This is a genomic window from Blastococcus sp. SYSU D00922 (assembly GCF_054050495.1).
Genome location: NZ_JBJGZL010000002.1, coordinates 187424 through 211455, shown reverse-complemented (window position 1 = coordinate 211455; position 24032 = coordinate 187424). Strand labels below are relative to the sequence as shown.

24 protein-coding genes are annotated in these 24032 nt (G+C 74.2%); 21 read left to right on the top strand and 3 right to left on the bottom strand.

The annotated features are described in order from the left end of the window. The first annotated feature begins 153 nt into the window (after window positions 1-153). The 4 genes from ACI78T_RS03670 (at window position 154) to ACI78T_RS03655 (ending at window position 6053) form a co-directional block, all read left to right on the top strand. Window positions 154-2604, top strand: a complete 2451-nt coding sequence (locus ACI78T_RS03670) for an HAD-IC family P-type ATPase (RefSeq protein ID WP_456556715.1) — start codon at window positions 154-156, stop codon at window positions 2602-2604. 103 nt (window positions 2605-2707) lie between these two features. Next, window positions 2708-4213, top strand: a complete 1506-nt coding sequence (arfA, locus tag ACI78T_RS03665) for an arabinosylfuranosidase ArfA (protein WP_456556714.1) — start codon at window positions 2708-2710, stop codon at window positions 4211-4213. 217 nt (window positions 4214-4430) lie between these two features. Next, window positions 4431-5093 carry a PAQR family membrane homeostasis protein TrhA gene (gene trhA / locus ACI78T_RS03660; RefSeq protein WP_456556713.1) on the top strand — a complete coding sequence of 221 codons (663 nt, stop codon included), beginning with the start codon at window positions 4431-4433 and terminating at the stop codon, window positions 5091-5093. A 54-nt stretch (window positions 5094-5147) separates the two neighbouring features. Continuing rightward, a complete protein-coding gene (locus ACI78T_RS03655; RefSeq protein ID WP_456556712.1) occupies window positions 5148-6053 on the top strand; it encodes an NAD-dependent epimerase/dehydratase family protein in 906 nt (301 codons plus the stop codon). A gap of 24 nt (window positions 6054-6077) precedes the next feature. Here ACI78T_RS03655 and ACI78T_RS03650 read toward each other — a convergent pair whose 3' ends face one another. After that, complete coding sequence (locus ACI78T_RS03650) at window positions 6078-7883, bottom strand: alkyl/aryl-sulfatase (RefSeq protein WP_456556711.1); 1806 nt, start codon at window positions 7881-7883, stop codon at window positions 6078-6080. 171 nt (window positions 7884-8054) lie between these two features. Between ACI78T_RS03650 and ACI78T_RS03645 the strand changes: the two genes are divergently transcribed. Beyond that, complete coding sequence (locus ACI78T_RS03645) at window positions 8055-9122, top strand: phospholipase effector Tle1 domain-containing protein (protein WP_456556710.1); 1068 nt, start codon at window positions 8055-8057, stop codon at window positions 9120-9122. Between the two features lie 82 nt (window positions 9123-9204). Beyond that, on the top strand, window positions 9205-9801 hold the full coding sequence (locus tag ACI78T_RS03640) for a DUF1269 domain-containing protein (protein WP_456556709.1): 597 nt from the start codon (window positions 9205-9207) through the stop codon (window positions 9799-9801). Between the two features lie 28 nt (window positions 9802-9829). On the opposite strand, the gene ACI78T_RS03635 is transcribed toward ACI78T_RS03640, so the two are convergent. After that, window positions 9830-10627 carry a MerR family transcriptional regulator gene (locus ACI78T_RS03635; RefSeq protein WP_456556708.1) on the bottom strand — a complete coding sequence of 266 codons (798 nt, stop codon included), beginning with the start codon at window positions 10625-10627 and terminating at the stop codon, window positions 9830-9832. A 78-nt stretch (window positions 10628-10705) separates the two neighbouring features. On the opposite strand from ACI78T_RS03635, the gene ACI78T_RS03630 reads away from it, so the two are divergent. Then, the gene (locus ACI78T_RS03630; protein ID WP_456556707.1) at window positions 10706-11059 is read left to right on the top strand and encodes a nuclear transport factor 2 family protein; all 354 of its coding nucleotides are present in this window, start codon (window positions 10706-10708) and stop codon (window positions 11057-11059) included. 11 nt (window positions 11060-11070) lie between these two features. Here ACI78T_RS03630 and ACI78T_RS03625 read toward each other — a convergent pair whose 3' ends face one another. Further along, window positions 11071-11721, bottom strand: a complete 651-nt coding sequence (locus ACI78T_RS03625) for a GntR family transcriptional regulator (RefSeq protein WP_456556706.1) — start codon at window positions 11719-11721, stop codon at window positions 11071-11073. A 191-nt stretch (window positions 11722-11912) separates the two neighbouring features. Between ACI78T_RS03625 and ACI78T_RS03620 the strand changes: the two genes are divergently transcribed. From ACI78T_RS03620 to ACI78T_RS03555, 14 genes are all read left to right on the top strand, one after another. Next, window positions 11913-12656, top strand: coding sequence for an alpha/beta fold hydrolase (locus tag ACI78T_RS03620; RefSeq protein WP_456556705.1), 744 nt, complete (start codon window positions 11913-11915; stop codon window positions 12654-12656). Window positions 12657-12726: 70 nt separating this feature from the next. After that, window positions 12727-13365 carry a trimeric intracellular cation channel family protein gene (locus ACI78T_RS03615; protein WP_456556704.1) on the top strand — a complete coding sequence of 213 codons (639 nt, stop codon included), beginning with the start codon at window positions 12727-12729 and terminating at the stop codon, window positions 13363-13365. Beyond that, window positions 13362-14336 (top strand): NAD(P)/FAD-dependent oxidoreductase, encoded by a 975-nt coding sequence (locus ACI78T_RS03610; RefSeq protein ID WP_456556703.1) that lies wholly within the window; start codon window positions 13362-13364, stop codon window positions 14334-14336. Before ACI78T_RS03615 ends, ACI78T_RS03610 begins: the two co-directional genes overlap by 4 nt. A 122-nt stretch (window positions 14337-14458) precedes the next feature. After that, a complete protein-coding gene (locus tag ACI78T_RS03605; protein ID WP_456556702.1) occupies window positions 14459-14857 on the top strand; it encodes a nuclear transport factor 2 family protein in 399 nt (132 codons plus the stop codon). A gap of 57 nt (window positions 14858-14914) precedes the next feature. Next, complete coding sequence (locus ACI78T_RS03600; protein WP_456556701.1) at window positions 14915-16018, top strand: NAD(P)-dependent alcohol dehydrogenase; 1104 nt, start codon at window positions 14915-14917, stop codon at window positions 16016-16018. Between the two features lie 102 nt (window positions 16019-16120). After that, the gene (locus ACI78T_RS03595; protein ID WP_456556700.1) at window positions 16121-16318 is read left to right on the top strand and encodes a hypothetical protein; all 198 of its coding nucleotides are present in this window, start codon (window positions 16121-16123) and stop codon (window positions 16316-16318) included. A gap of 121 nt (window positions 16319-16439) precedes the next feature. Next, entirely contained in the window at window positions 16440-17381 is a 942-nt protein-coding gene (locus ACI78T_RS03590; protein WP_456556699.1) for an NAD(P)H-binding protein, read from the top strand. After that, window positions 17378-18139 carry a CPBP family intramembrane glutamic endopeptidase gene (locus tag ACI78T_RS03585; protein WP_456556698.1) on the top strand — a complete coding sequence of 254 codons (762 nt, stop codon included), beginning with the start codon at window positions 17378-17380 and terminating at the stop codon, window positions 18137-18139. Before ACI78T_RS03590 ends, ACI78T_RS03585 begins: the two co-directional genes overlap by 4 nt. A gap of 204 nt (window positions 18140-18343) precedes the next feature. After that, entirely contained in the window at window positions 18344-19402 is a 1059-nt protein-coding gene (locus tag ACI78T_RS03580) for an ABC transporter substrate-binding protein (protein ID WP_456556697.1), read from the top strand. 29 nt (window positions 19403-19431) lie between these two features. Beyond that, window positions 19432-20268, top strand: a complete 837-nt coding sequence (locus tag ACI78T_RS03575) for an ABC transporter ATP-binding protein (protein ID WP_456556696.1) — start codon at window positions 19432-19434, stop codon at window positions 20266-20268. Window positions 20269-20270: 2 nt separating this feature from the next. Next, the gene (locus tag ACI78T_RS03570) at window positions 20271-21059 is read left to right on the top strand and encodes an ABC transporter permease (RefSeq protein WP_456556695.1); all 789 of its coding nucleotides are present in this window, start codon (window positions 20271-20273) and stop codon (window positions 21057-21059) included. Continuing rightward, window positions 21056-21895: an ABC transporter permease gene (locus ACI78T_RS03565; protein WP_456556694.1), complete on the top strand. Its 840-nt coding sequence runs from the start codon at window positions 21056-21058 to the stop codon at window positions 21893-21895. Before ACI78T_RS03570 ends, ACI78T_RS03565 begins: the two co-directional genes overlap by 4 nt. Further along, a complete protein-coding gene (gene add / locus ACI78T_RS03560) occupies window positions 21892-22980 on the top strand; it encodes an adenosine deaminase (protein WP_456556693.1) in 1089 nt (362 codons plus the stop codon). The genes ACI78T_RS03565 and add overlap by 4 nt, the downstream gene beginning before the upstream one ends. Next, a complete protein-coding gene (locus ACI78T_RS03555; protein WP_456556692.1) occupies window positions 22977-24023 on the top strand; it encodes an isopenicillin N synthase family dioxygenase in 1047 nt (348 codons plus the stop codon). Before add ends, ACI78T_RS03555 begins: the two co-directional genes overlap by 4 nt. The last annotated feature ends 9 nt before the right edge of the window (window positions 24024-24032 follow it).

Genomic DNA, 24032 nt, shown 5'->3' with positions numbered 1-24032 from the left:
CCGGTCCCGGAGGCCTTACGCGCGTGGTCGGGTCGCTGGTACAAGGACGTGCGCCGACCGCGCGACGGCGTCCCAGGTTCCCGGATCCGGGGGAGTGGTCGAGGTGGCGTCCGGCACGCACCGACGAGGCCCCCTGGCCGCCGGCGGTGCGCGGTGACGACGACGGAGGGAGCCCCCGGTCGGGGCCCCGCCCCGGCGACCGTCCTGCCCCGGCGCCCGCGCACGCCGGCCGGTGGCCTCGCCGGCGCCGCCGTGGCCGAGCGGGTCGCCGCGGGGCAGACCAACGCCACGTCGGTCCGCACCAGCCGGACGGTGCTGGAGATCGTGCGGGCCAACGTCCTCACGTTCTTCAACGGCCTGCTCGTCGCGTTGTGGGTGGTCGCCGTGACGGCCGGTCGCTGGCAGAACGCCCTCTTCGGCGGGGTCGTGGTGGTCAACGCGGCGATGGGGATCGTGCAGGAGGTGCGCGCCAAGCGGACCCTCGACCGGCTCGCCGTCCTCAACGCGCCCCGCGCCCGCGTCGTCCGGGAGGGTGCCGGGCTCGAGGTACCCGTCGCGGACGTGGTGCTCGACGACCTGCTGGAGCTCCGGGCCGGCGACCAGGTGCCGGCCGACGGGGTCGTGCTCACCTCCGCCGGCCTGGCGGTCGACGAGTCGCTGCTCACCGGCGAGGCCGACGCCGTCGCCAAGGAGCCCGGCGACGAGGTGTGGTCGGGCTCGATCGTGGTCGCCGGGCTGGCCACGGTCCAGGCGGTCGCGGTCGGCGAGGACTCCTACGCGACGCGGCTGGCGACCGAGGCGCGGCGGTTCACCGTCACCTTCTCCGAGCTGGTCGCGGGCACGAACCGCCTGCTGCGCTGGATCGCTGTCGTCCTCCTGCTGGTCGGCCCCGCGGTGCTGTGGAGCCAGTTCCGCACCGACGAGAACGAGGGCTGGCGGGACGCGGTGACCGGGACCGTGGCCGCGCTGGTCGGCATGATCCCGGAGGGGCTCGTGCTGCTCACCACCCTGGCGTTCATGGTGGCGACGCTGACGCTGGCCCGCCGCCAGGTGCTGGTCCAGGAGCTGCCGGCCGTCGAGGGGCTGGCCCGCGTCGACGTCGTCTGCCTGGACAAGACCGGCACCCTGACCTACGGCGACGTCCGGTTCGACCGGCTCGTCGCGCTGGGGGACCGGACCGCGGAGGACGAGGTCGCGGCGGCCCTGGGGCTGCTCGCCGGGGGCGACGAGGCGAACGCCACCGCGTCCGCCCTCGCGGCGGCCTTCCCGTCACCCGCGAGCGCGCCGGTCGCCACGGTGCCCTTCTCGTCGGCCCGCAAGTGGTCCGCCGTCCGGACCGCGGAGGGGACCACCTGGGTCCTGGGCGCCCCGGAGATGGTGCTGCCGCGCCCGGGGACGGAGGCGGCAGCGGCGGCGCGGGCCCGGTCCGACGCGCTGGCCGCGGAGGGTCGCCGGGTCCTCCTCCTCGCCTGCTCGGCGCAGGCCCCACCGGCGCTCGACGGCGACGTCGGACTGCCGGGCGATCTCGTCCCCGTCGCGCTGGTCCTGATGGCCGAGCGCATCCGGGAGGACGCCGCCGAGGTCCTCGGCTACTTCACCGAGCAGCAGGTGGCGCTGAAGGTGATCTCCGGGGACAACCCGCGGACGGTCGGCGTCATCGCGGCGGGGGTGGGGGTCCCGGGCGTCTCCGGAGCCGCGGACGCTGTCGACGCGCGGACCCTGCCGGACGACCCGGACGCGCTCGCGGACGCGGTGGAGGCGCACAGCGTCTTCGGCCGGGTGACGCCGCACCAGAAGCGGGCCATGGTGACCGCGCTCCAGCGGCGCGGGCACGTGGTGGCTATGACCGGCGACGGCGTGAACGACGCGCTGGCGCTCAAGGACGCCGACATCGGGGTGGCGATGGGCAACGGCTCACCGGCCACGCGGGCCGTCGCCCAGCTCGTCCTGCTCGACGGCCGGTTCGCGCACCTGCCGGCCGCCGTGGCCGAGGGCCGCCGGGTCATCGCGAACATCGAGCGCGCGGCCAACCTCTTCCTCGTCAAGAACGTCTACTCGGTCGTGCTGGCGCTCATCACCGTGGTCACGCTCAGCGCCTACCCGCTCGAACCGATCCAGCTCACGCTGATCTCGTTCGTGACCATCGGGGTGCCCGGTTTCGTCCTCGCCCTGGGACCCAACCGCCGTCGCTACGTCCCGGGGTTCCTGGGGCGGGTCCTGCGGTTCTCCCTGCCCGCCGGCGTGATCACAGGCGTCGCGGCCTACGGCAGCTACGCGGCCGCCCGCGTCCTCGACCCGGGGGCCGGCGTCGCAGGGGCGCGGACGACGGCGACCGTCGTGGTGCTGATCGTGGCGCTGTGGACGCTGGTGATCCTCGCCCGGCCGCTGTCACCGTGGAAGCTCGCCCTCGTCGGCAGCATGGTCGGGATCGTCGTCCTGGTGCTGCTGGTGCCGGCGATCGGTCACGGGATCGTGCTGCTGGAGGTCACCCTCGGCGTCCTGCAGATCGCCGTGCCCATCGGCCTGGTGGGCGCCGCCCTGGTGGAGCTCGCCGAGCGGCTCACGGCCGCCGTGGCCGAGCGCCGCCGCGTCGGCCACCGCTGACTGCTGGAGGGCTCGGCCGGGCGTCCGAAGGCGCCGCACGGGAAGATCACCGGAACCCCTGGACGGCGACCGTCGCCGCCCCGTCCCCACCCCCGGAGGCCCCGTGCTGCGAGCCGGCATCTCGATCGACCCGGCGTTCGTCGTCGCCCCGGTGAACCGGCGGACCTTCGGTTCGTTCGTCGAGCACATGGGGCGGTGCGTCTACGGCGGGATCTTCGAGCCCGAGCACCCCACCGCGGACGAGGACGGCTTCCGGCGCGACGTGCTGGACCTGGTCCGGGAGCTCGGGGTGAGCATCGTGCGCTACCCGGGCGGCAACTTCGTCTCCGGCTACCGCTGGGAGGACGGCGTCGGTCCGGTCTCCCAGCGGCCGCGGCGGCTGGACCCTGCCTGGCGGAGCCTGGAGCCCAACACCTTCGGGCTCGACGAGTTCGTGCGCTGGTCCCGCAAGGCGGGCGTCGAGCCGATGATGGCGGTCAACCTCGGCACCCGGGGCCTGCAGGAGGCCATCGACCTGCTCGAGTACTGCAACCACCCCGGGGGCACGGCGCTGTCGGACCTGCGGCGCCGGCACGGCGCCGAGCAGCCGTACGGCATCCGCACGTGGTGCCTCGGCAACGAGATGGACGGGCCCTGGCAGCTGGGCCACAAGCCGGCGGCCGAGTACGGGCGGATCGCCGCGGAGACGGCCAGCGCCATGCGTCAGTTCGACGGGGACCTCCAGCTGGTCGCCTGCGGCAGCTCCTACCGGCACATGCCGACCTTCGGTACGTGGGAGGCGCAGGTCCTGGAACAGGCCTACGACTCGGTCGACTGCATCTCGGCGCACGCCTACTACGAGGACACCGGCGACACCGCGAGCTTCCTCGCCTCGGCGGTGGACATGGACGCGCAGATCCGCGACGTCGTCGCCACCGCCGACCACGTGCGAGCGAAGCTCGGGAAGGCCAAGCGCATCGACGTCTCGTTCGACGAGTGGAACGTCTGGTACGTCAGCCGGCTCTCCGAGCAGGTGCCGGAGGAGTGGACCTTCGCGCCGCGGATCAGCGAGGACGCGTACACGGTGACCGACGCGGTCGTCGTCGGCTCGATGCTCATCACCCTGCTGCGGCACAGCGACCGGGTGACCGCCGCCTGCCAGGCGCAGCTGGTCAACACCATCTCCTCGATCCGCGCGGAGCCCGGTGGCGCGGCGTGGCGGCAGACGATCTTCCACCCCTTCGCGCAGGCGTCCCGGCTCGCCCGCGGGCAGGTGCTGCAGCTGGTGGTCGACAGCCCGACGCACGGGACGGCGAAGCACGGCGAGGTGCCGCTCGTCGACGCGGTCGCCACGCACGACGAGGAGACCGGGGCCCTCGCGCTGCTCGCGGTCAACCGCGGCCAGGACGAGCCGGTGGAGGTCGCCGTGGACCTTCGGGCGTTCCCCGGGCTCCGGGTCGCGGAGGCGAGCGTGCTGGCCGACGACGACCGCCTGGCCGCGAACACGGCTGAGGCGCCCGACCGGGTGCGGCCGCGCCCGCACCCGGACGCCGGCTGCGACGGTTCCCGGCTGCGCCTGGTGCTGCCCCCGGTGTCCTGGAACGCCGTCCGGCTGGAGCCGGCGGGCTGACCCGCTGCCGGGACCCCGTTCACTCCGGGCGGCCCCGGGCGGGTGGCCGACCGGGGCCGGCGGGGGGACAGTGGGACCAGGTCGCCCGCTCCTCCGCCGGAGGTTCCTCCACGATCTCCACCGGAGCCGGCCCGCTCCGGGCCCGGGACGGTGGCGCGACGGACGAGTGGGCCCAGCTCCGGCCGACCGGGCTCTGCGAAGGACGGCTGGACCCTCGATGTCGGTGCTCTACGACGCCCGCCGGGGCGTGACCTACTCCAAGCCCCTGCTGCGCGGCTGGCTGCACCTGGTCTGGTTCGAGGCGTCGCTCGTCGCGGGGACCCTGCTCGCGGTCGCCACGCAGGGGCTGCGGCAGGCGGTCGCGGTCGCGGTCTACGCGACCTGCCTCAGCGGGTTGTTCGGCGTCAGCGCCCTCTACCACCGCGGCAACTGGGGCCCGACGGCCACCGCCGTGCTCCAGCGGGCCGACCACGTGTCGATCTTCCTGCTCATCGCCGGGACGGCGACGCCGGTCCTGGTCCTCGGCGTCCCCGGCACCTTCGGCCTGGTGTGCCTCGCGCTGCTGTGGTTCCTCACCGCCGTGGGGATCGGTGCCCGACTGGCCCGCATGGACGCGCCCGAGTGGCTGGTCGGGGGGACGTTCATCGGGCTGGGGTCGATCAACGCGATCGCGATCCCGCCGCTCTGGGCCCATGCCGGGCCAGGAACCGCGGTCCTGGTCGTGGTCGGCGGGCTGCTCTACGTCGCCGGTGCGGTCGCCTACCACCGTCGCCGTCCCGATCCGTTCCCGGCGGTGTTCGGCTACCACGAGGTGTTCCACGCCTTCGTCTGCGCCGGCGCCACCTGCCACTTCTGCGCCGTCGCCCTGCTGCTCGGCTGAGCTGCCGCCCGGCTCGTCCGGGCGCGGGTCCGAGGGCACTGGCAGGGTGATGGCGTGGCCACCTCTCCTGTCGTCGTCGTGACCGGTGCCAACGGGCTGGTGGGCGCTGCCGTGTGCCGCGCGCTCGCCGAGCGGTCGGCGCAGGTGCGCGCCGTCGTCCGCCGCGCCGGCACCGCGCCCGCCGTGGACGGGGTCAGCGAGCACGTCGGCGACTTCGCCGACGAGTCCTTCGCGCGGACGGTGGTGGATGGCGCCGACGCCGCCGTCACGACGGTCCACCCGATGGGCTCTCCCCGGGACGTGCAGCACCGGGTCGGCGTCGAGGGCACGGCGGCCTTCGCCCGGGCCGCCCGCGACGCCGGCGTCGGCCTGCTCGTCCACGTGTCCACCGCCGGGGTGTACGACCGCTCGCCCGGCGTGGGGGACCTGGCCGAGGACGGTCCGCTCCTGCCCGAGGGCAGCGGCGACTACCCCGACACCAAGAACGCCGCCGACGCCGCGCTGGCGGAGGTCGGCGGGCTCACGATCGTGCTGGTCCGGCCGCCGGCGATCATCGGCGCGGGGGAGACGTCGGTCTGGAACACGCTGCGGCCGCGGGAGATCCGGGACGGCGACCGGGCGGCGAACCCGGCGAAGAGCTGGTCGTGGGTGCACGTCGACGACCTGGCGGCGCTGATCGCCGACCTGGCCACCGGGACCGTCGCCACCGCCGACGACCCGGATCAGGGACCCGTGGCCGGGCGGACGACCCCGGTGCTGGTCGCCGGCGAGCACGCCACGTGGCGCGACTACCTCGGCACGGTCGCCGGCGCGGTCGGCGTCGAACCCGAGTGGACGGACGAGCCGGTCTGGACCGGGCGGTTGGTCACCCACCGCGCCACGGCGTGGGGCTGGTCGCCGCGCGTGAGCCTGGCCCGGGCCCTGGGGGAGCTCCGGGAGGGCCTGGCGGCGCGAGCCTGACCAGCTGCCGGCCCCCGTCTGTCGTCAGGGCGTGACGACGGCGAAGGCAGGGTCGGGGGTGGTGAGGCAGTCGCGTAGGCGCTGCAGCGCCTGCGGGTCCCCGACGTGCTTGGTGCCCTCGAGCCCCTGACCGGCGATGATGCCGAGCAGCTGCGCCTTGGTGAGGCTGACCTCCAGGTCGGGGTCCGCCGCCGTGCGGGGGTTCACCGTCTGGATCAATGCCCCGTTGGACAACCGCGTGCGGATCGTCGTGTCGAGGTCGGTGAACCGCCAGTCGATGACCAGCGACTCGGACGCCGCGCGCAGCCCGTCGATGCGGATGGCGAGGGTGTCGAAGAGCTGCTCGACGGAGAGCGCGCCGGCCATGCCCTCGGCGATGGTGAGCGGGGAGGGCTCCACGCCGTGGCGCAGCTCCTGGGCGCCGGTCAGGTAGAAGGCGCGCCAGGTGGCGTTCTCGCAGCCGAACCCGAGTCGCTCGTAGACCTCGGCGAGCGCGTTGCGGGCGTCGCCGTCGTCGGGGTCGGCGAAGACGGCGTGCTTGAGCAGCTCGGCGGCGAACCGCAGGTCGCCGGTGTCCGCGTAGCCCCTCGCCTTCTCCAGGACGGCGTCGCGGCCACCGATGACGTCGACGTAGCGGGTGGCGGCGGCCTGCGGCGGGTGGGCCCACAGCGAGGACGGGTGGCCGTCGAACCAGCCGAGGTACCGCTGGTAGATCGCCTTGACGTTGTGCGACACGGAGCCGTAGTAGCCGCGGGCGTGCCAGGCCGAGTCCAGCGCGGGCGGGAGCTGGAAGTCCTCCGCGATCTCCATCCCGGTCAGGCCCTCGTTCAGCATGCGCACGGTCTGGTCGTGCAGGAAGGCGTACAGGTCCCGCTGCTCGGCGAGGAAGCGCACCGCGTCCTCGGTCCCCCAGGTCGGCCAGTGGTGCGAGGCGAAGGCCACATCGGTGTCTGCGCCGAACAGCTCGATCGCCTCGTCCAGGTAGCGCGCCCACACGCGCGGGTCCCTGACCAGGGCGCCGCGCAGGGTGAGCAGGTTGTGCAGGTTGTGCGTTGCGTTCTCTGCCATGCACAGGGCGCGCCGGTCGGGGAAGTGGAAGTTCATCTCCGCCGGGGCCTCGGTGCCCGGCGTCAGCTGGAAGACGATGCGCACGCCGTCGACGGTCTCCACCTGGCCGGTGCGGGTGACGTCCACGGTGGGTGCCAGCAGCCCGGCGGTGCCCGTGGATCCCGCGATGCCCAGCCCGGTGCTCGTCTGTCCGGTCGGTCCGGCGTCGAGCAGCATCCCGTACATGTAGCCGCCCCGCCGGATCATGGCACCGCCGGCGTAGACGTTCTCCGACACCGCGTGCTCCATGAAGCCGGCCGGGGCGAGGATGGGGACGTCGCCGGCGCCGTCGGGCAGCACCCCGCGGACACCGCCGAAGTGGTCGCCGTGCGAGTGCGAGTAGATCACCCCGGTGACCGGCCGATCGCCGCGGTGGCGCCGGTAGAGGGCCAGCCCTGCCGCGGCGGTCTCGGCGGAGATGAGGGGGTCGATGACGACGACCCCGGCGTCGCCCTCGACGATCGTCATGTTCGACAGGTCGAACCCGCGGATCTGGTAGATGCCGTCGGTCACCTCGAACAGGCCGTTGATCCGGCACAGCTGCGCCTGGCGCCACAGGCTCGGGTGCACGGTGTCCGGGCAGTCGCCGTCGAGGAACGCGTACCGCTCCAGGTCCCACACGGTCCGCCCGTCGGCCGCCGTGACGACGAGGGGGTCGAGCCTGTCGACCAGCCCTCGCTCGGCGTTCTCGAAGTCGGTGCGGTCGGCGAAGTCCGGGGGCATCGCACGCTCCTGTCGTCGGCGGTGGGTTGCGCCGACCCTGTCCCGGCCGCCACCTCCACGTCTCACCCGCGACGGATGAACGAGCGCGGTCGGCCGGGGCCGCGGCTTGTCCGCCCGCCGGATCCCGAGGAAGCTGCGGCTGGTCGGTCGTCGAGCGGAAGGCGGCAGGACATGGCCAACGTCGTGGTGCTGCTCGACGGCACGTGGAGCGACGCCAACACCCGCACGAACATCGCGCAGATCGATGCGCGGGTGCCCCGCCGGGTCGGTGGCGACGAGCAGCACGTCCGCTACCTGGAGGGCGTCGGCACCGGGCCCTTCGACCGGCTGCGGGGCGGGATCATGGGGGCCGGCCTGGACGACGACATCCAGGAGGGCTACGCCTTCGTCGCCGGGCACCACCGCTCCGACGAGGACCGGATCCACCTCATCGGCTACAGCCGCGGGGCGTTCGCCGCGCGCAGCCTGGCCGGCATGATCGCCAAGTGCGGGCTCCTGGCCGCGTCGGACCTCCCGGCGGAGAAGGTCTTCGCCCGGTACCGCGACACCAAGACCCCGGGCCTGCGCGAGATGCGGGCGGGGGAGAAGCCTCCCCGCAGCGCCGAGGACCGGCTGGTGCTGGCCCGCTCGCGACTGGTGCGCATCCGGTTCATCGGAGTCTTCGACACCGTCGGCGCACTGGGCATCCCGGGGGGCATCGGCCGGGTGGTCAACCGCCGCCGTTACCAGTTCCACGACACCCGGCTCAGCGGCCTGGTCGACGTCGCCTGCCACGCCGTGGCGATCGACGAGCACCGCCGGACGTTCACGCCGACGCTGTGGACCAGCGTCCCGATCCCCGACCCGGTGCACCCGACGCGGGTGGAGCAACGCTGGTTCGTCGGAGCGCACGGCAACGTCGGCGGGGGCGGGACGAGGAACCCGGCCGCGCGCAACCCCCTCTCCCTCCTCGCGCGGGAGTGGATCGTCGAGCGCGCGGTCGGCGCCGGTCTCCGGGTGGACCCGCCGTCGCCACCGCTGACGGGGGAGGAGTGGGCGGGCCGGATCTCCGACTTCTACGGAGGTCCGCTGGGCCGCCTCGCGCGGCTGGTCCCGGGAGTGCGACCCCACCTGCGGCCGGTGCGGACGACGATCGGCGAGGCGCTCGACGGCACGGTGGCCCGCCGCTGGCGGGACAAGCAGCCGCCCTACCGCCCGCGCAACCCCTACCTCGAGCCGTGGATCCGCGAGCAGCTCTGACCCGTGCCGTTCATCCCCGGCGGACGACGCCTCCGACCCCCGGACCGGTGACCGTGGCCGCACCGAGGGAGAGGGGCAGGCCATGGCCAGGAACGAGAAGGACACGCTCTACGTCGTCGGGGCGGCCTACGCCGACGTCGACGCCGCCGTCGCCGACTACGAGGCGGTCAAGGAGCTCTACCGGGCGATCCGCAGCTCGCACGACTTCGACGCGGCCGTCATCGCGAAGAGCGAGGACGGCCGCGTCCGCATCGTCAAGAAGCACGAGCAGCCCACGCGGCACGGGGCCGCGGTCGGCCTCGGCTGGGGGCTGGCCGTCGGGGTCACCGCCGCCCTCTTCCCGCCGGTCGGCATCGGCATCGCCACCGCGAGCGGCGCAGGCGCGGCCATCGGGGCCGTCGCCGGGCACGCCGGCAAGGGGCTCTCGCGCGGGGACCTGAAGGAGCTGGGGGAGACGCTCGACGACGGGCAGGCCGGCCTGGTCGTCGTCTACGCGTTCAACCTCGCCGACCAGGTCGCCGCCACGATCAAGGCGGCCAACCGGGTGGTCGCCAAGGCGACCGACATGGCCGCCGACGAGCTGGCCGCCGACCTGCGGAAGGCGCAGGAGGCAGCGCCCATCCCCGGGCAGCGGGAGCCCGCGCCGTCACCGGAGAAGGCGGAGACCACGCCCGGCTGACCGTGCCCGCGGCGGGACCGGCGCCCGATCAGTGGGGCGCCACACGGAAGACCGGCCAGCCGATCTCGGTGCGCCACGCCGACGGCTCCGGTGTGTCGCGCGGGCCGACGAGGTAGATCTCCCGCACGGGCCCGTCCACCGCCAGCGCGTTGGCGACCACCCAGGCGCCCAGCTCGCCGTACGTGACGTCGATGTCGTCGTGGGCGCCGACGTGGGTCGTGACCGCCAGCTCGACGGCCGGCAGCGTCACCGGCCGCACGCGACCGCTCCGCCGGGGATCAGCCGTCGGCCGGTAGACCAGCACGTGGCCTCGGCCGTCCGAGAACAGAGCGTCGTCGTAGAGCCCACCCGGCGGACCGGCAGGCTCGCCGACGACCGCGTCCAGCTCCGCCATGGCGCCGGCGTACCAGCCGAGGACCTCGTCGTGCGCCACGTCGGCCTCGACAGCGGCGACCGTCTGCGCCGGTAGCGCGCGCAGCTCGACGTCCAGCGGTGGCGGCTCCGGGCGCAGCAGCCGGCGCAGCGACGCGACGGCGGCACGGGTCCGGTCCAGCTCGGCCTCCAGCCGCGCCAGGTGGTCGGCGACCAGCCCGGCCCGGGCGTGCGGGTCGGGGGAGCGCAGGATGCGCTGCACGTCGGGGAGGGGGACGTCCAGCTCGCGCAGCCGGTGGATGACCTGTGCGGTCGGGATCTGCTCCGCGCTGTAGTACCGGTAGCCGGTCGCCTCGTCCACGGACGCCGGCTCGAGCAGGCCCGCGTCGTGGTAGCGGCGCAGGGTGCGCACGCTGAGATGGGTCAGCCGCGAGAACTCCCCGATCGCCAGCACGGCTCCACGGTGCACCCTCCCCCTGGGGGAGGGTCCAGTGCTTGACCTTCCCGCTCCGGGAGGCCGCAGCCTCGGGCCATGACCACACCGACCAGCATCCGGCCCGACCAGCTCCCGGCTCCCGTCCGCGCCTTCCTCGCCGCGCAGGCGGCCCGCGACGCGGATTCGGCGATCCGCGCCTTCACGCCCGACGCCGTCGTCGTGGACGACGGCACGACCTACCGCGGGACCGACGAGGTCCGGGCCTTCCTCGCGGAGGCAGGGGCGGAGTTCTCCTACACCACCACGCTCGTCGCCGCCGAGCGCACCGACGACGCGCACTGGGTCGCGGTCAACCACCTCGAGGGCGACTTCCCCGGCGGCGTCGTCGACCTCCGGTACCGCTTCACGATGGACGGCGACCTCGTCGCGGAGCTCGTCATCGCCCCGTGAGCCGCGCGGGGTCATGCCTCGTCGCTGGGCAGGCTGTGCCAGGTGTCGTAGGCGACGGCGGCCGCGCCCTCGACGTCGCCGGCGGCGCAGAGCCGGATCAGCTCGTCGTGCTGCGCGGCGGACTCCCGTCCGCGCAGGGAGGCGAAGCGCAGCCGCTCCGCGCGCCGCACCGTGGGCGTGAACTGCTCCAGCACGGTGTCGAGCGCGCGGTTGCCCGCGATGCGGACGAGCACCCCGTGCAGCTCGTCGTCGGCGAACAGGGCGGCGTCGACGTCGCCGGACGTCACGGCGGCGGAGAAGCGGCGGTTGGCGTCGCGCATGGCGGTCAGGTCGGCGTCGACGAGGGCGGGGACCGCCTCGCGGACGGCCAGCTCGTGCATCGCCGCGACGACGTCCCGGGCGTCCCGCACCGCCCGGGCGTCGAGCGTGCTGACGATCGTCGACCGGCCCGGCTGGGCCAGGACCAGCCCGCCGTGGGCCAGGCGGAGGAGCGCCTCGCGGACCGGCGTCCGGCTGACGCCGAGCCAGGCCGCGAGCTCCAGGTCCCGGAGCTGCTCTCCGGGGGCGAAGGTGCCGTCGACGATCGCGTCGCGGAGGCGGCGGTAGACGTCGTCACGCAGCAGGCCGCGGTCGACACCGGGTTGCGTCGGGGGGATCGGCACGGGCGGGCCTCCTGGAGTTCGGAGCTCGGACCGCTGCGCGAGGCGGAACGAGGAAGTGCGGAAGGGAGCCTTCCCCATGGCTCCGCCGGTATGCAATATATCGCATACCGGCGGCGTTGGCGGGGGCACGCACCGAGGAGTGCGACAGGACGGGCGACGACCGAGCGCCCGACGACCGAGAGGGAGAAGCCATGACCAGCAGCACGACCGGGACCAGCACCGCTCCGCCGACGGTGGTGCTCGTCCACGGGGCCTTCGCCGACTCGTCGAGCTGGAACGGCGTGATCGCCCGGCTCCGGCGGGACGGCTATCCGGTGATCGGGGTGGCCAACCCGCTCCGGTCGCTGCAGGGGGACGCCGCCCTGCTGCGCGACGTCCTCGACAGCGTCGAGGGGCCGATCGTCGTGGCCGGTCACTCCTACGGCGGCAGCGTGATGAGCGAGGCGGCCGAGGGGCACCCCGGTGTCAGGGCGCTGGTGTACGTCGCCAGCTTCCTGCTCGACGAGGGGGAGAGCACCGGTGACCTGGCCGGCAAGTTCCCGGGCAACGAGCTCGGGACGGCGCTGCGCCCGGTGCCCGTGCAGGGGCCCGACGGGCAGACCGTCGACGACCTCTACATCGAGCAGGAGAAGTTCCACGCGATCTTCGCCGCGGACGTGCCGGTGGACGACGCCGAGCTGATGGCGGTCACGCAGCGGCCGATCATCGCCGACGCGCTGGCGGACACGGCGACGAAGGCCGCGTGGAAGACGATCCCGTCCTGGACCCTGGTCACCCTGCAGGATCTCGCGGTTCCCGCCGAGGCCCAGCGGTTCATGGCCGAGCGCGCCGCGTCCCACGTCGTCGAGGTGGACGCCTCCCACGCCGTGACCGTCTCCCGGCCCGACGTCGTCGCGCAGCTCATCGACGAGGCCGCCCGCGCGACGGCCGCCTGAGCCCACGGCGACCGCCGGCCGGACCGCTCCACCCGCAGGTGGGGCGGCCCGGCCGACGGGGGAGCTCCCGATGCAGACCCTGGACCTGATCGGCGTGTTCGCCTTCGCGGTCTCCGGAGCCCTGGCCGCGATCGGCCGCGACCACGACGTCGTGGGCATCGGGATCCTGGCCGTCGTCACCGCACTGGGCGGCGGGATCCTCCGCGACGTGGTGCTCGGTGACACGCCACCGCCGGCGTTCACGCGGTGGGAGTACCTCGTCGTGGCTCTCGCGGCCGCGGCGCTCACCGCGGTCGCCCACCCGGTGTTCGCGCGGCTCTCCCGACCGCTGCTGGTCTTCGACGCGGCCGGCCTCGGGTTCTTCTGCGTGGCCGGCACGGAGAAGGCCCTCGACGCCGGGCTGGCACCGGTCGCGGCGGCCTGCCTCGGGCTCACGACGGCGGTGGGTGGTGGCGTGCTGCGAGACGTCATCGCCCGCGAGGTCCCGGCCCTGGTCCGGCCGGACTCCGAGCTCTACGCGGTGCCGGCGCTGGCCGGAGCGCTCGTCGTCGGCACCGCATCGACCTTCGACGCCGACAGCACGGCGCTCGGCGCCGGGGTCGCCGTCGCGATCTTCGCCGTCCGCGTCCTCGCCCTGCACCGCCACTGGCGCGGGCCGCGGGCGCGCGGCTCCCGCGCACGACACGAACGAGAGGAAGAGACGACATGACGGTGGACGAGCGGTACGACGTGGTGGTGGTGGGTGGTGGACCGGCCGGGCTGGCCGGAGCCCTCGCCCTGGCCCGGGCACGGCGCACGGTCCTGGTCGTGGACGCCGGCGAGCCCCGCAACGCCCCTGCCGGGCACGCGCACAACGTGCTGGGCCGCGAGGGCACGCCACCCGCGGAGCTCCTGGCCATCGGCCGCCGTGAGGTCGAGGGCTACGACGGGACCGTCGTCGACGGCCGGGTGACCGGGCTGCGCCGGGACGGCGACGGCTTCGGCGTCGCCCTGGCGGACGGGCCGACGGTGTGGGCGCGCCGCCTGCTGGTGACGACCGGGCTCAGCGACGAGCTGCCGGACGTGCCGGGCGTGGCCGAGCTGTGGGGGAGGGACGTCCTCCACTGCCCCTACTGCCACGGCTGGGAGGTGCGCGACCGGGCGATCGGCGTGCTGGGCTCCGGGCCCCAGAGCACCGTGCAGGCGCTGCTGTGGCGGCAGTGGAGCGACGACGTCGTCCTCTTCCCGCACACGGGCGGGGAGCCGGGCCCGGAGCAGCGGGAGCAGCTCGCCGCCCGGGGGGTGCGCGTCGTCGAGGGGGAGGTGGGCGCGCTGGAGATCGCCGGCGGGGAGCTCGCGGGCGTCCGGCTGGCCGCGGGTGGCGTGGTCGCCCGCGACGCGCTGGTGGTGGCGCCGCGGTTCACCGCCAACGCCGGACTGCTCGCGGGCCTCGGCATCGAGCCGGTCGACCTGGTGGTGCACGGAGCCGTCCGCGGCACCCGTGTCGCGGCGGATCCCACGGGCGCGACGGAGGTCCCCGGTGTCTGGGTGGCCGGCAACGTCGCCGACGGAACGGCCCAGGTGATGGCTTCGGCGGCGCAGGGGATGGCCGCGGCGACCGCCATCAACGTCGACCTGGTGTTCGAGGACGCCCGTGCGGCCGTCGAGCGCGGCCGGATCGAGGCCCGGCGGGCGTCCTAGGACGTCGTCAGGTGGCGGTGGAGGAAGGCGCCGACCGACCGCCCGCTCCGCCCGCCGGGTCCCCACGGCAGGATCCCCCCGGGCGGGACCGCGCCCGCAGGGAGACGACGAGGAGGCCCTCCGTGATCGACGACGTGATCGCCCGCTGGCACCGGTACCTGGACGGCGACCTCCCGGACGGGCTCGACGGGCTGCTCGCCGACGACGTCGTCTTCTACTCACCGGTGGTCTACACCCCGCAGCGGGGCAAGCCGGTCGCGACGCAGTACCTCGAGGCGGCGTCCCGGACGCTGTCGGGCGGGGCCGGCGGGGAGTTCCGGTACACGAAGCAGGTGCTCTCCGCCGACACCGCGGTGCTCGAGTTCGAGACGAGCGTGGAGGGGAAGTACGTCAACGGCGTCGACATCATCCGCTGCGACGACGCCGGCCGGATCGTCGAGTTCCGGGTGATGATGCGGCCGCTGCAGGGGATCCAGGCCGTGCACGAGCACATGGGACGGGCCCTGGCCGCCGGCAGCTGAGCCGGCTGGACGGCGTCCGACTCGCGACCGGGCACCGAGCGGGCGTCTCATGGGGGCATGAGGATCACCGCCGCCGTCGTGGAGGAGCTGCACGGGCCGTTCGTCGTCCGCGAGGTCGAGCTCGACGAGCCCGGCCCCGGCGACGTGCTGGTCAGGGTGGCCGCCACCGGGTTCTGCCACACCGACGGCATCGCCCGCGACGGCGACCTGCCCTTCCCGCTGCCCGGCGTCCTCGGGCACGAGGGCGCCGGCACGGTGGTGGCGGTCGGAGAGGGGGTCACCGGCGTCCGCGAGGGGCAGGACGTCGTCCTGGGCTGGCCGTCCTGCGGGGCGTGCCGCAACTGCCAGGCCGGTGAGCCGCGCTACTGCCTGCGGATGGGGGAGCTGGTCGGCGGCGGACACCGCCTGGGCGGGGCGTCGGCGCTGCGCGGCACCGACGGCTCCCCGCTGGCCAGCCACTTCTTCGGGCAGTCGTCGTTCGGCACCTACGCGATGACCACCGAGTCCTCGCTGGTCCCGGTGCCGGCGGGGCTCCCCGTGGAGCTGCTCGGGCCTCTCGCCTGCGGGCTGGCCACCGGCGCCGGCGCGGTGTTCAACACGCTGCGGCCGGAGCCGGGCAGCTCGATCGTCGTGTACGGCACCGGCACCGTCGGCCTGGCCGCGGTCATGGCCGCCCGCAATTCCGCGGCGACGACGATCGTGGCGGTCGACCGGCACGAGGGCAGGCTGCGGCTGGCCGAGGGGCTGGGCGCCACCCACACCGTGGACGCGACCGCTACCGACACGGTGCAGGCGGTGCACGAGATCTGCGGCGGGCCCGCCGACGCGTCCCTGGACTGCACCGGCAACGTCGCCGTCATCCGGCAGGCGATCGACTCCGTGGGCATGCTCGGGACGGCGCTGCTCATCGGCGGCGCACCCGCCGGCGCGGAGTTCAGCGCCGACCACCTGACCACGCTGTGGGGCAAGACGATCCGCGGCACGCTGGGCGGCAGCGGCCACGGCCAGCAGCTCATCGCCGCCCTGATGGACCTGCACCTGCAGGGCCGGTTCCCGTTCGACCAGCTGGTGGAGTACTTCCCGCTGGAGCGCATCGAGGACGCCGTCGAGGCCTCCTACAGCGGTGCGGTCGTCAAGCCCATCCTGCGGATGCCGCACTGACCGGGTGATGCCGTCGCCGGCCTGCCCCGCATCCTCGTAGCGGGCAGACCACGTCCGTATCCGCGATGCATCCGCGCCCATCGGCGCGGACGAAGGCACGACATGAGCGTGAGCACCGCCGACGGCGCCCCCGATGTCCTCCTCGCCGAGTTCGAGCTGGCCCGCCTGGATCTGGCGGCGGCCGAGGCGGCCGTGCGCCGCAAGGACACGCCTGCCGCGCGCAGGGACGTCGTCGACTGCCGGGCGCGCATCGACGCGATCCTCGACTCCTGGAACTCCGGCGTCCGGGTCCCGCTGTGAGGCGGCCGTCGCACGGCCGGACACGCACCGCCACCGGCGTGGACGGATCCACCGCCGGCCCGGGTCCCGTCCTGGCGCCGGGCGGCTCGCCCCACTCACCCACCCGGGTCACCCTGTGGCGATGAGGGTCCTGGTCACCGGCGCGTCCGGGTTCGTGGGGAGCAGGCTGGCGTCCGCGCTCGACGCCGCGGGCCACGACGTGCGCGCCATGACCCGACGGCCGGAGCGCTACGAGGGCGCCGGCAGCCCGGTCGCCGGCGACGTGGGGGACGAGGGATCGCTGCGGGAGGCGCTCGACGGGTGCGAGGCCGCCTACTACCTGGTGCACTCCCTCGACGACCCGGACTTCGAGCGCAAGGACGCCGACGCGGCGCGCGCCTTCGCCCGAGCCGCAGCCGCGAGCGGGATCGACCGGATCGTCTACCTCGGGGGTCTGGGCCAGGACGGTGACCGGTTGTCCCGGCACCTGCGCAGCCGCCGCGAGGTCGAGCGGCTGCTCGGGAGCGCCGGGGTGCCGGTGACGGTGCTGCGGGCCGGCATCGTGGTGGGTCACGGCGGGGTGTCGTGGGAGCTCACCCGCCAGCTCGTGGCGCACCTGCCCGCCATGGTCACGCCGCGGTGGGTCAGCACCCGCACGCAGCCCATCGCGGTCGCGGACGTCGTCCGGTACCTGGTCGGCGTGCTCGACGCGCCGGAGGCCGCCGGGCGGGTGTTCGAGGTGGGCGGACCCGAGATCCTCACCTACCTGCAGATGATGACCCGCGTCGCCGAGCTGCAGAACCGGCACCTGTTCGTCGTCCCCGTGCCGCTGCTCAGCCCGCAGCTGTCCTCGCGCTGGCTGGCCCTCGTCACCGACGTCGACGTCGCGACCGGCCGCTCGCTGATCGACTCCATGACCAACGAGGTGGTCGTCACCGACGACGCCATCCGCTCGGTGGTGCCCTTCGAGCCGGTGGACTACGACGAGATGGTCATGGCTGCGCTGGTGGAACGAGCACGGGAACGCCGGCGGCAGCTCGGTGAGCGGCGCGGAGGATGGCTGAGCCGGGGAGCGCGGCGGTGACCCGCCTGCGTGCGGTCGAGGTGCTGCCGGCCCGGATGCGGCGGGCGGCCGTCCCGCTGCTGCGGCGCGTGCCCCGGGATCACTGGCAGAGCGACGAGGCCTTCCGGCGGCGCCGGCGGGTCACCGGCGCCACCGCGGTCGTCGGCGCGTCGCTGCTGGGAGCGTCGCTGTCGACGCCGCCGGGCTCACCGCGGTTCTACGGGCTGACGCTCGCTGTCGCCGGCACCTGGGTGGTCGGTGGGCTGGCGTCCGGGCCGCTGCACCTGGGACGGATGTTCGGGCCGGGGGAGCAGTTGCGCCGGCCGGTGCTCACGCCGGTCGTCTCGGGGGTCGGCGCCTTCGGGGCCTTCTACGCCGCGGCGCTCGTCGCGCGGCGGATCCCGGTCCTGGAACGGGCCATCGGCTCGGTGCTCCGCTACGCAGACCAGGGGGCGACCCCGCTCGTGCTCACCACCACGCTGGCCAACGGGGTGGCGGAGGAGGTGTTCTTCCGCGGATCGGTCTACGCCGCGGCGGGCCGCCGGCCGGTCCTCGCCTCGACAGCGGTCTACGGGCTGGCCACCACCGCCACCCGCAATCCGGCCCTCGTTCTGGCGAGCCTGCCGATGGGTCTGCTCTTCGCGCAGCAGCGCAGGATCACCGGAGGGATCCAGGCGTCCACGCTGACGCACGTGGTGTGGTCGGCCCTGATGCTCCGGTACCTGCCGCCGCTGTTCGCCCGCCGGCTCGCGGAGGAGCGGCCGTCGCAACCGAGGTGAGGGCGGCCGGCGACCACGGCCGCGCGCAGCCGTACGCGCCGCCGGCCCTTCCGGCCGCGTCCGTGGGGTGGTGCGCGCCTTAACGGGGTCGAAACGCGGTGCGTCCGTGCACGAAACCGGCCGTCCTTAGGTTTCCGCCGAGCCAGGCGCCCGACGGCGCCCTTCACCGCCGGCGCGAGCGCACGGCGAGAAACGGAGCACCCCATGGCCTTGTCCTCCCGCGGCGCGCGTACCGGCGCCCTGCTGACCGCCGTCGCCCTGGCCGTGGCGGCGTGCGGATCCGGCGACAGCGGGTCCGAGGCGTCCGCGGACGGGGGGAGCGAGTACGGCGACATCACCCTCCAGCTGTCCTGGATCAAGAACGCGGAGTTCGCCGGCGAGTTCTTCGCCGACAGCGAGGGCTTCTACAGCGACGCCGGGTTCGGCACCGTGACCATGGACCCGGGCCCGGGGGCGATCGAGACCCTGGTCGCGACCGAGGACGCCGACTTCGGCCTCAGCAACGCCGTCTCGGCCGCCCAGGTGATCGCGGAGGAGGACGCGCCGCTCAAGATCGTGGGCACCAAGTTCCAGAAGAACCCCTTCACGATCCTGTCGCTCGCCGACGGCGGGAACATCGCGACGCCCCAGGACCTGGTCGGCAAGCGCATCGGCGTCCAGGCCGGCGGCAACGAGACCCTGTTCGACGCGCTGCTGGAGGTCAACGGCATCGACCCGGCCTCGGTGGAGAAGGTGCCGGTCGAGTACGACCCGGCCCCGCTCATCGACGGCGAGGTCGACGGCTTCCTGGCCTACCTGACCAACGAGTCGATCACCGTGCAGTCGCAGGGCATCGCGGTCACCAACCTGCCCTTCGCCGACAACGGGCTGCCCTTCGTCGCCGAGTCGGTCATCACCACCGAGCGGATGATCGAGGAGGAGCCGGAGAAGGTGAAGGCGTTCCTGGAGGCCGAGATCCGCGGCTGGAAGGCCGCGCTGGCCGATCCCGCCGAGGGCGCCCGCATGGCGGTCGAGGAGTACGGCAAGGACCTCCAGCTCGACATGGACAAGGAGCTCGAGCAGTCGGAGGTGCAGGCCGACCTGATCGTCACGCCCGACGTCGAGGAGCACGGCCTGTTCACCATCAGCGACGAGCTGATCGAGCAGAACATGGCGACCCTCGAGGCCGCCGGCATCGACATCGAGGCCGAGGACCTGTTCGACCTGTCGCTGCTGAAGGAGCTCCTCGAGGAGAAGCCCGAGCTCGCCGAGCTGTCCTCCTGACCGGTCCCGGATTCCCTGGGGAGCGCGCCATGACCGACGTCGTCACGACGTCGCCCCGCGCCGGTACCGGGGGAGGCGCCGCCTCCCTCGGCACCGGCGTGCGGATCGACCACCTCAGCAAGACGTTCCGGGTCGGACGGCGGAGCGTGCAGGCCCTCGAGGACGCCACGCTGTGGACCGACAAGGGGAGCTTCCTGTCGCTGCTCGGCCCCTCGGGCTGCGGCAAGTCGACGATCCTGCGGATCCTCGCCGGGCTGGAGGAGCCGACCTCCGGTTCGGCGCTGGTCGAGGGCCGCACCCCGCTGCAGCTGCGCCGCGACCACGAGCTCGGGATCGCCTTCCAGGACTCCGCGCTGCTGCCGTGGCGGTCGGTGCTGTCCAACATCCGGCTGCCGTTCGAGGTCTCCGGGCGCACGCCCGACGACGGCCTGGTGGCCGAGATGGTCAAGCTCGTGGGCCTCGAGGGCTTCGAGAAGGCCAAGCCGGCGCAGCTCTCGGGTGGCATGCGCCAGCGGGTCTCCATCGCCCGGGCGCTGGTCGTGCAGCCGTCGGTGCTGCTGCTCGACGAGCCGTTCGGCGCCCTGGACGACATGACCCGCCAGCGGCTGAACGTCGAGCTGCTGCGGATCTGGACCGAGAAGCCCGCGACCACGCTGATGGTCACCCACGGGATCTCGGAGGCGATCTTCCTGTCCGACCAGGTCGCGGTCATGAGCGCGCGGCCCGGGCGGGTGCAGGAGGTCATCCAGGTCGACCTGCCGCGACCCCGTACGCCGGAGCTCATGCGCACGCCGGAGTTCCACGCGCTGCACGACCGCGCCTCCGAGCTGCTCTTCGGCGGCCCGTCGGCCGGGTCGGAGGGCTGACCGTGCAGCTGCCCCGCGGCGCGGCCCGCTCGCTGGGCACCGGCGCGCTCGGCGCCGTCGCCCTCGTCGCCGTCTGGTGGCTGGCCGCCGCCACCGTCCTGTCCGGTGCCCGCATCCCCACCCCGGGCGGCGTCCTCGCCACCGCGGTCGACGACGGCTGGGGCTTCTACGCGCTGCACTTCGGGATGACGCTGCAAGAGGCCGCGGTCGGCTTCCTGTACGGCACCGTGGCGGGGCTGCTCGTCGCCTCGCTGGTGCTCCTGCTGCCGATGACCGAGGCGGTGCTGATTCAAGTGGCGGTGGTGAGCTACTGCGTGCCCCTGGTCGCGGTCGCCCCGGTGCTGTTCATCGTCATCGGCAACCCGGACGAGGGGCAGCGGTCGGGCACCGCCACCGCGCTCGCCGCCCTCTCGGTCTTCTTCACCACCGTCGTCGGCACCGTGCTGGGGCTGCGGTCGGCCGACCGGGCCAGCCTCGACGTGGTCCGGGTCTTCGGCGGCGGTCCGTTCCGCCAGCTGGTGAAGGTGCAGTTGGTGTCGGCGCTGCCGTCGATCTTCGCGGCCCTGCGGATCGGCGCCCCCGCGGCGTTCCTCGGCGCGATCCTCGGCGAGTACGTCGGGGGCGTGCAGCGCGGCGTCGCGCTCATCCTCAAGATCGCCCAGCAGAACATCGACGTCGAGCAGGCGTGGGCGGTCGGCATCGGCTGCGCGCTGGTGGCCGGCGCCTTCTACGGGCTGTTCGCGGTGGTCGGCCGCCTCGTCACGCCGTGGTCGCGGGAGGCCGCCTCGTGACGACGGTGCTGACCGGCTCGCCGCCGGTTCCCGGGCGGACCGGCTCGCTGCTGCGGGCGGCGCTGCGCCAGATCGGGACGACGGTCCTCGTCCTGGGCGTGGTGGTCCTGCTCTGGACGGCGGCGCTGCGGATCTGGGACGTCTCGTCCTACGTCGGCAAGACGCCCGCCGAGGTGTGGACCATCCTGTTCGGCGAGGAGGACTCCGCGGCCCTCCGGGCGGAGATCGGGACCCTGCTCGGGCAGACGCTGACGGACGCCGCCGTGGGGTTCGTGGCCGGCATGCTGACGGCGGTCGTGCTGGCCGCGGTCGTGGTGCGCTACCGGCTCCTCGAGGGCGCGGTCATGCCGGTGGCGCTGGTGCTGCAGACCGTCCCGCTCATCGCGCTCGCGCCGATCCTCATCCTGGCGGTCGGCCGGGGCTACGCCCTCGTCGCGATCATGAGCGCGATCGTCGTCCTGTTCCCGGCGCTGGTGAACATCACCGTCGGCCTGCGCTCGGTGACCCCGCAGATGCGCGACCTGGTGCTGGTCTACGGCGGATCGCCCTCGACCGTGCTGCGCAAGGTCGGCTTCCCGACCGCGCTGCCGGCGCTGTTCGCCTCGGTGCGGATCGCGGTGCCCGGCGCGCTCACCGGGGCGCTGCTCGCCGAGTGGCTGGCGACCGGCAAGGGCATCGGCTACGCCGTCGTCTCCGCGGCCAGCCGCTCGCAGAACGGGCGGGTGTGGGCGCTGGTCGTCGTGGTGACGGTGACCGCGCTGGTGCTCTACCTCGTCGCCCAGCTGGTCGAGGCCGCGGTGCTCAGCCGGTTCGGGCGGCAGGAGGCCTCGCGGTGAGCCGCGCCGCGGCCGTGCACTCGACCCCGGTGCCCGAGGACCCGGCGATCGACGCGATGGTCGCCGCCCTGCCCAAGGTCAGCCTGCACTGCCACCTCATCGGCAGCGTCGCGCCGCGGACCGTCGTCGACCTGGCCCGCAAGCACGGGGTGCGCCTGGGCCGCTCCGCCGACGAGCTCTACGACCACCACAGCTACGAGGACCTCGGCGAGTTCCTCCGCGTCCTCGACGTCGTCGGCTCGCTGATCCGCGACGTCGACGACTTCCACCGGGTCACCTACGAGTCGCTCACCACCGGGGGAGCGGCGCACGGCGTCCTCTACCGCGAGGTGCACCTGAGCCCGCCCGGCCACCCGGGCGTGCCCTACCCGCGGATCCTCGAGGGCGTCCTCGCCGGTGCCCGGGACGCCGAGAGCGACACCGGGATCCGGGCGAACTTCCTGGTCGGCATCTGCCGCGAGCGCGACGGCGCCGCGGCCGTGGAGCTCGTCGAGCAGGTGGTCGAGCACCGGGTCGACGAGGTGCTCGGCATCGGCCTCGACTACGCCGAGGTGAACGGCCCGCCCGGCCGGTTCGTCGAGGCATACCGGCTGGCGGCGCGCGCCGGCCTCCGGCGGACGGCGCACTCGGAGTCCGGGCCACCGCGGCACGTCGAGGTCCTGCTCGACGATCTCGGCTGCAGCCGGGTCGACCACGGCTACCACGTCGTCGACGACCCGGTGATCACCGCGCGCTGCGTGGAGGAGCGGGTGCCCTTCACCTGCACGCCGGTCAGCTCGGACATCGGCCGCTACTCCGGCAGCGGGGACGGCAGCCACCGCCGGATCGGCGAGATGGTCGACGCCGGGCTCTGCGTGGCGATCGACAGCGACGACCCACCGATGTTCGGCACCGACCCCACGCACGACTACCGGGTGCTGGCGCACGCCCTCGGGTACCGCCGCGACCAGCTCGCGGCCTTCACCCGCAACGCCGTCGAGGCCTGCTGGCTCGACCCGTCCGACAAGGCCGCCCTGCTCGCGCAGGTCGAGGCGCAGGTGGCCACCACCCCCGACGCACCAGCCCCTCAGGAGGACCCGGCATGAGCACGCCGTTCCACGTCCCGACCGTCGACCTCTCGCCCTACGTCGGCGCCGGCACACCCGCGGAGCGCGCCGCCACCGCCGCGGCCTTCGACGAGGCGGCGCGCACCGTCGGGTTCGTCCAGGTGGTCGGCCACGGCGTCCCCACCGAGATCACCGACGCCTTCGCCGCGGCCCTCGACCAGTTCTTCGGGCTCCCGCTCGACGTCAAGAAGGCGTACCGGACACCGCCGGAGGTCAACCGGGGCTACGCCCCACCGAAGACCGAGTCGCTGTCGCTGAGCCTGGGGCTCGCGCCGTCCAACCGGATGCACGACTTCTTCGAGGCGTTCAACATCGGGGCCGCGGTGTCCGACTACCCGGGCGTCGACCTGCCGGAGACCGACTACGCCGAGAACGTCTGGCCGGCGGAGGCCACGGACTTCCGGGCGGCGGTCTCGGCCTACTTCGACGAGGCCGGGCGGGTGGCGCGGACGCTCACCACGATGTTCGCCGACGCGCTCGGGCTCCCGGCCGGCTTCTTCGCGGGCTACACCGACCACAGCCTCGACGTCCTGCGGATGAACAACTACGCGCTCGAGCCCGGCACCGTCGACCTGGACGGCGACCTGACCGGGATGGGGGAGCACACCGACTACGGCATCGTCACGGTGCTCTGGGCCGACCAGGTGGCGGGGCTGCAGGTGCTGGGCCGGGACGGCGGCTGGCACGACGTCATGCCGGCCGACGGCGCCCTGCTGATCAACCTCGGCGACCTCATGGCGCGCTGGACCAACGAGCGGTGGATGTCGACGCTGCACCGGGTCAAGCCGCCGATCGTCGACGGCAGCATCCAGCGGCGGCGCAGCGCGGCCTTCTTCCACGACGGCAACATCGACGCCGTCATCGAGACTCTGCCGACCTGCGTGGGGTCCGGTTCGCCGTACCCGCCGATCACCGTCGGCGAGCACATCCGGGCCAAGTTGGCCGGCTCGCGGGCCGGCGTCGCCAACACCGACGCCGAGCGCGAGGCCGCCCGGGTCCTGGCGGCGACGGCCGGAACCTGAGCCCGGGCG

Bases quoted from the DNA above. Each gene is read 5' to 3' on its own strand.
- ACI78T_RS03610 (WP_456556703.1), top strand. From the start codon at position 13,362: ATGACGGTGGACGAGCGGTACGACGTGGTGGTGGTGGGTGGTGGACCG.
- trhA (WP_456556713.1), top strand. From the start codon at position 4,431: ATGTCGGTGCTCTACGACGCCCGCCGGGGCGTGACCTACTCCAAGCCC.
- ACI78T_RS03575 (WP_456556696.1), top strand. From the start codon at position 19,432: ATGACCGACGTCGTCACGACGTCGCCCCGCGCCGGTACCGGGGGAGGC.
- ACI78T_RS03590 (WP_456556699.1), top strand. From the start codon at position 16,440: ATGAGGGTCCTGGTCACCGGCGCGTCCGGGTTCGTGGGGAGCAGGCTG.
- ACI78T_RS03555 (WP_456556692.1), top strand. From the start codon at position 22,977: ATGAGCACGCCGTTCCACGTCCCGACCGTCGACCTCTCGCCCTACGTC.
- ACI78T_RS03620 (WP_456556705.1), top strand. From the start codon at position 11,913: ATGACCAGCAGCACGACCGGGACCAGCACCGCTCCGCCGACGGTGGTG.
- ACI78T_RS03600 (WP_456556701.1), top strand. From the start codon at position 14,915: ATGAGGATCACCGCCGCCGTCGTGGAGGAGCTGCACGGGCCGTTCGTC.
- ACI78T_RS03630 (WP_456556707.1), top strand. From the start codon at position 10,706: ATGACCACACCGACCAGCATCCGGCCCGACCAGCTCCCGGCTCCCGTC.
- ACI78T_RS03580 (WP_456556697.1), top strand. From the start codon at position 18,344: ATGGCCTTGTCCTCCCGCGGCGCGCGTACCGGCGCCCTGCTGACCGCC.
- ACI78T_RS03645 (WP_456556710.1), top strand. From the start codon at position 8,055: ATGGCCAACGTCGTGGTGCTGCTCGACGGCACGTGGAGCGACGCCAAC.
- ACI78T_RS03595 (WP_456556700.1), top strand. From the start codon at position 16,121: ATGAGCGTGAGCACCGCCGACGGCGCCCCCGATGTCCTCCTCGCCGAG.
- ACI78T_RS03650 (WP_456556711.1), bottom strand. From the start codon at position 7,883: ATGCCCCCGGACTTCGCCGACCGCACCGACTTCGAGAACGCCGAGCGA.
- ACI78T_RS03615 (WP_456556704.1), top strand. From the start codon at position 12,727: ATGCAGACCCTGGACCTGATCGGCGTGTTCGCCTTCGCGGTCTCCGGA.
- ACI78T_RS03640 (WP_456556709.1), top strand. From the start codon at position 9,205: ATGGCCAGGAACGAGAAGGACACGCTCTACGTCGTCGGGGCGGCCTAC.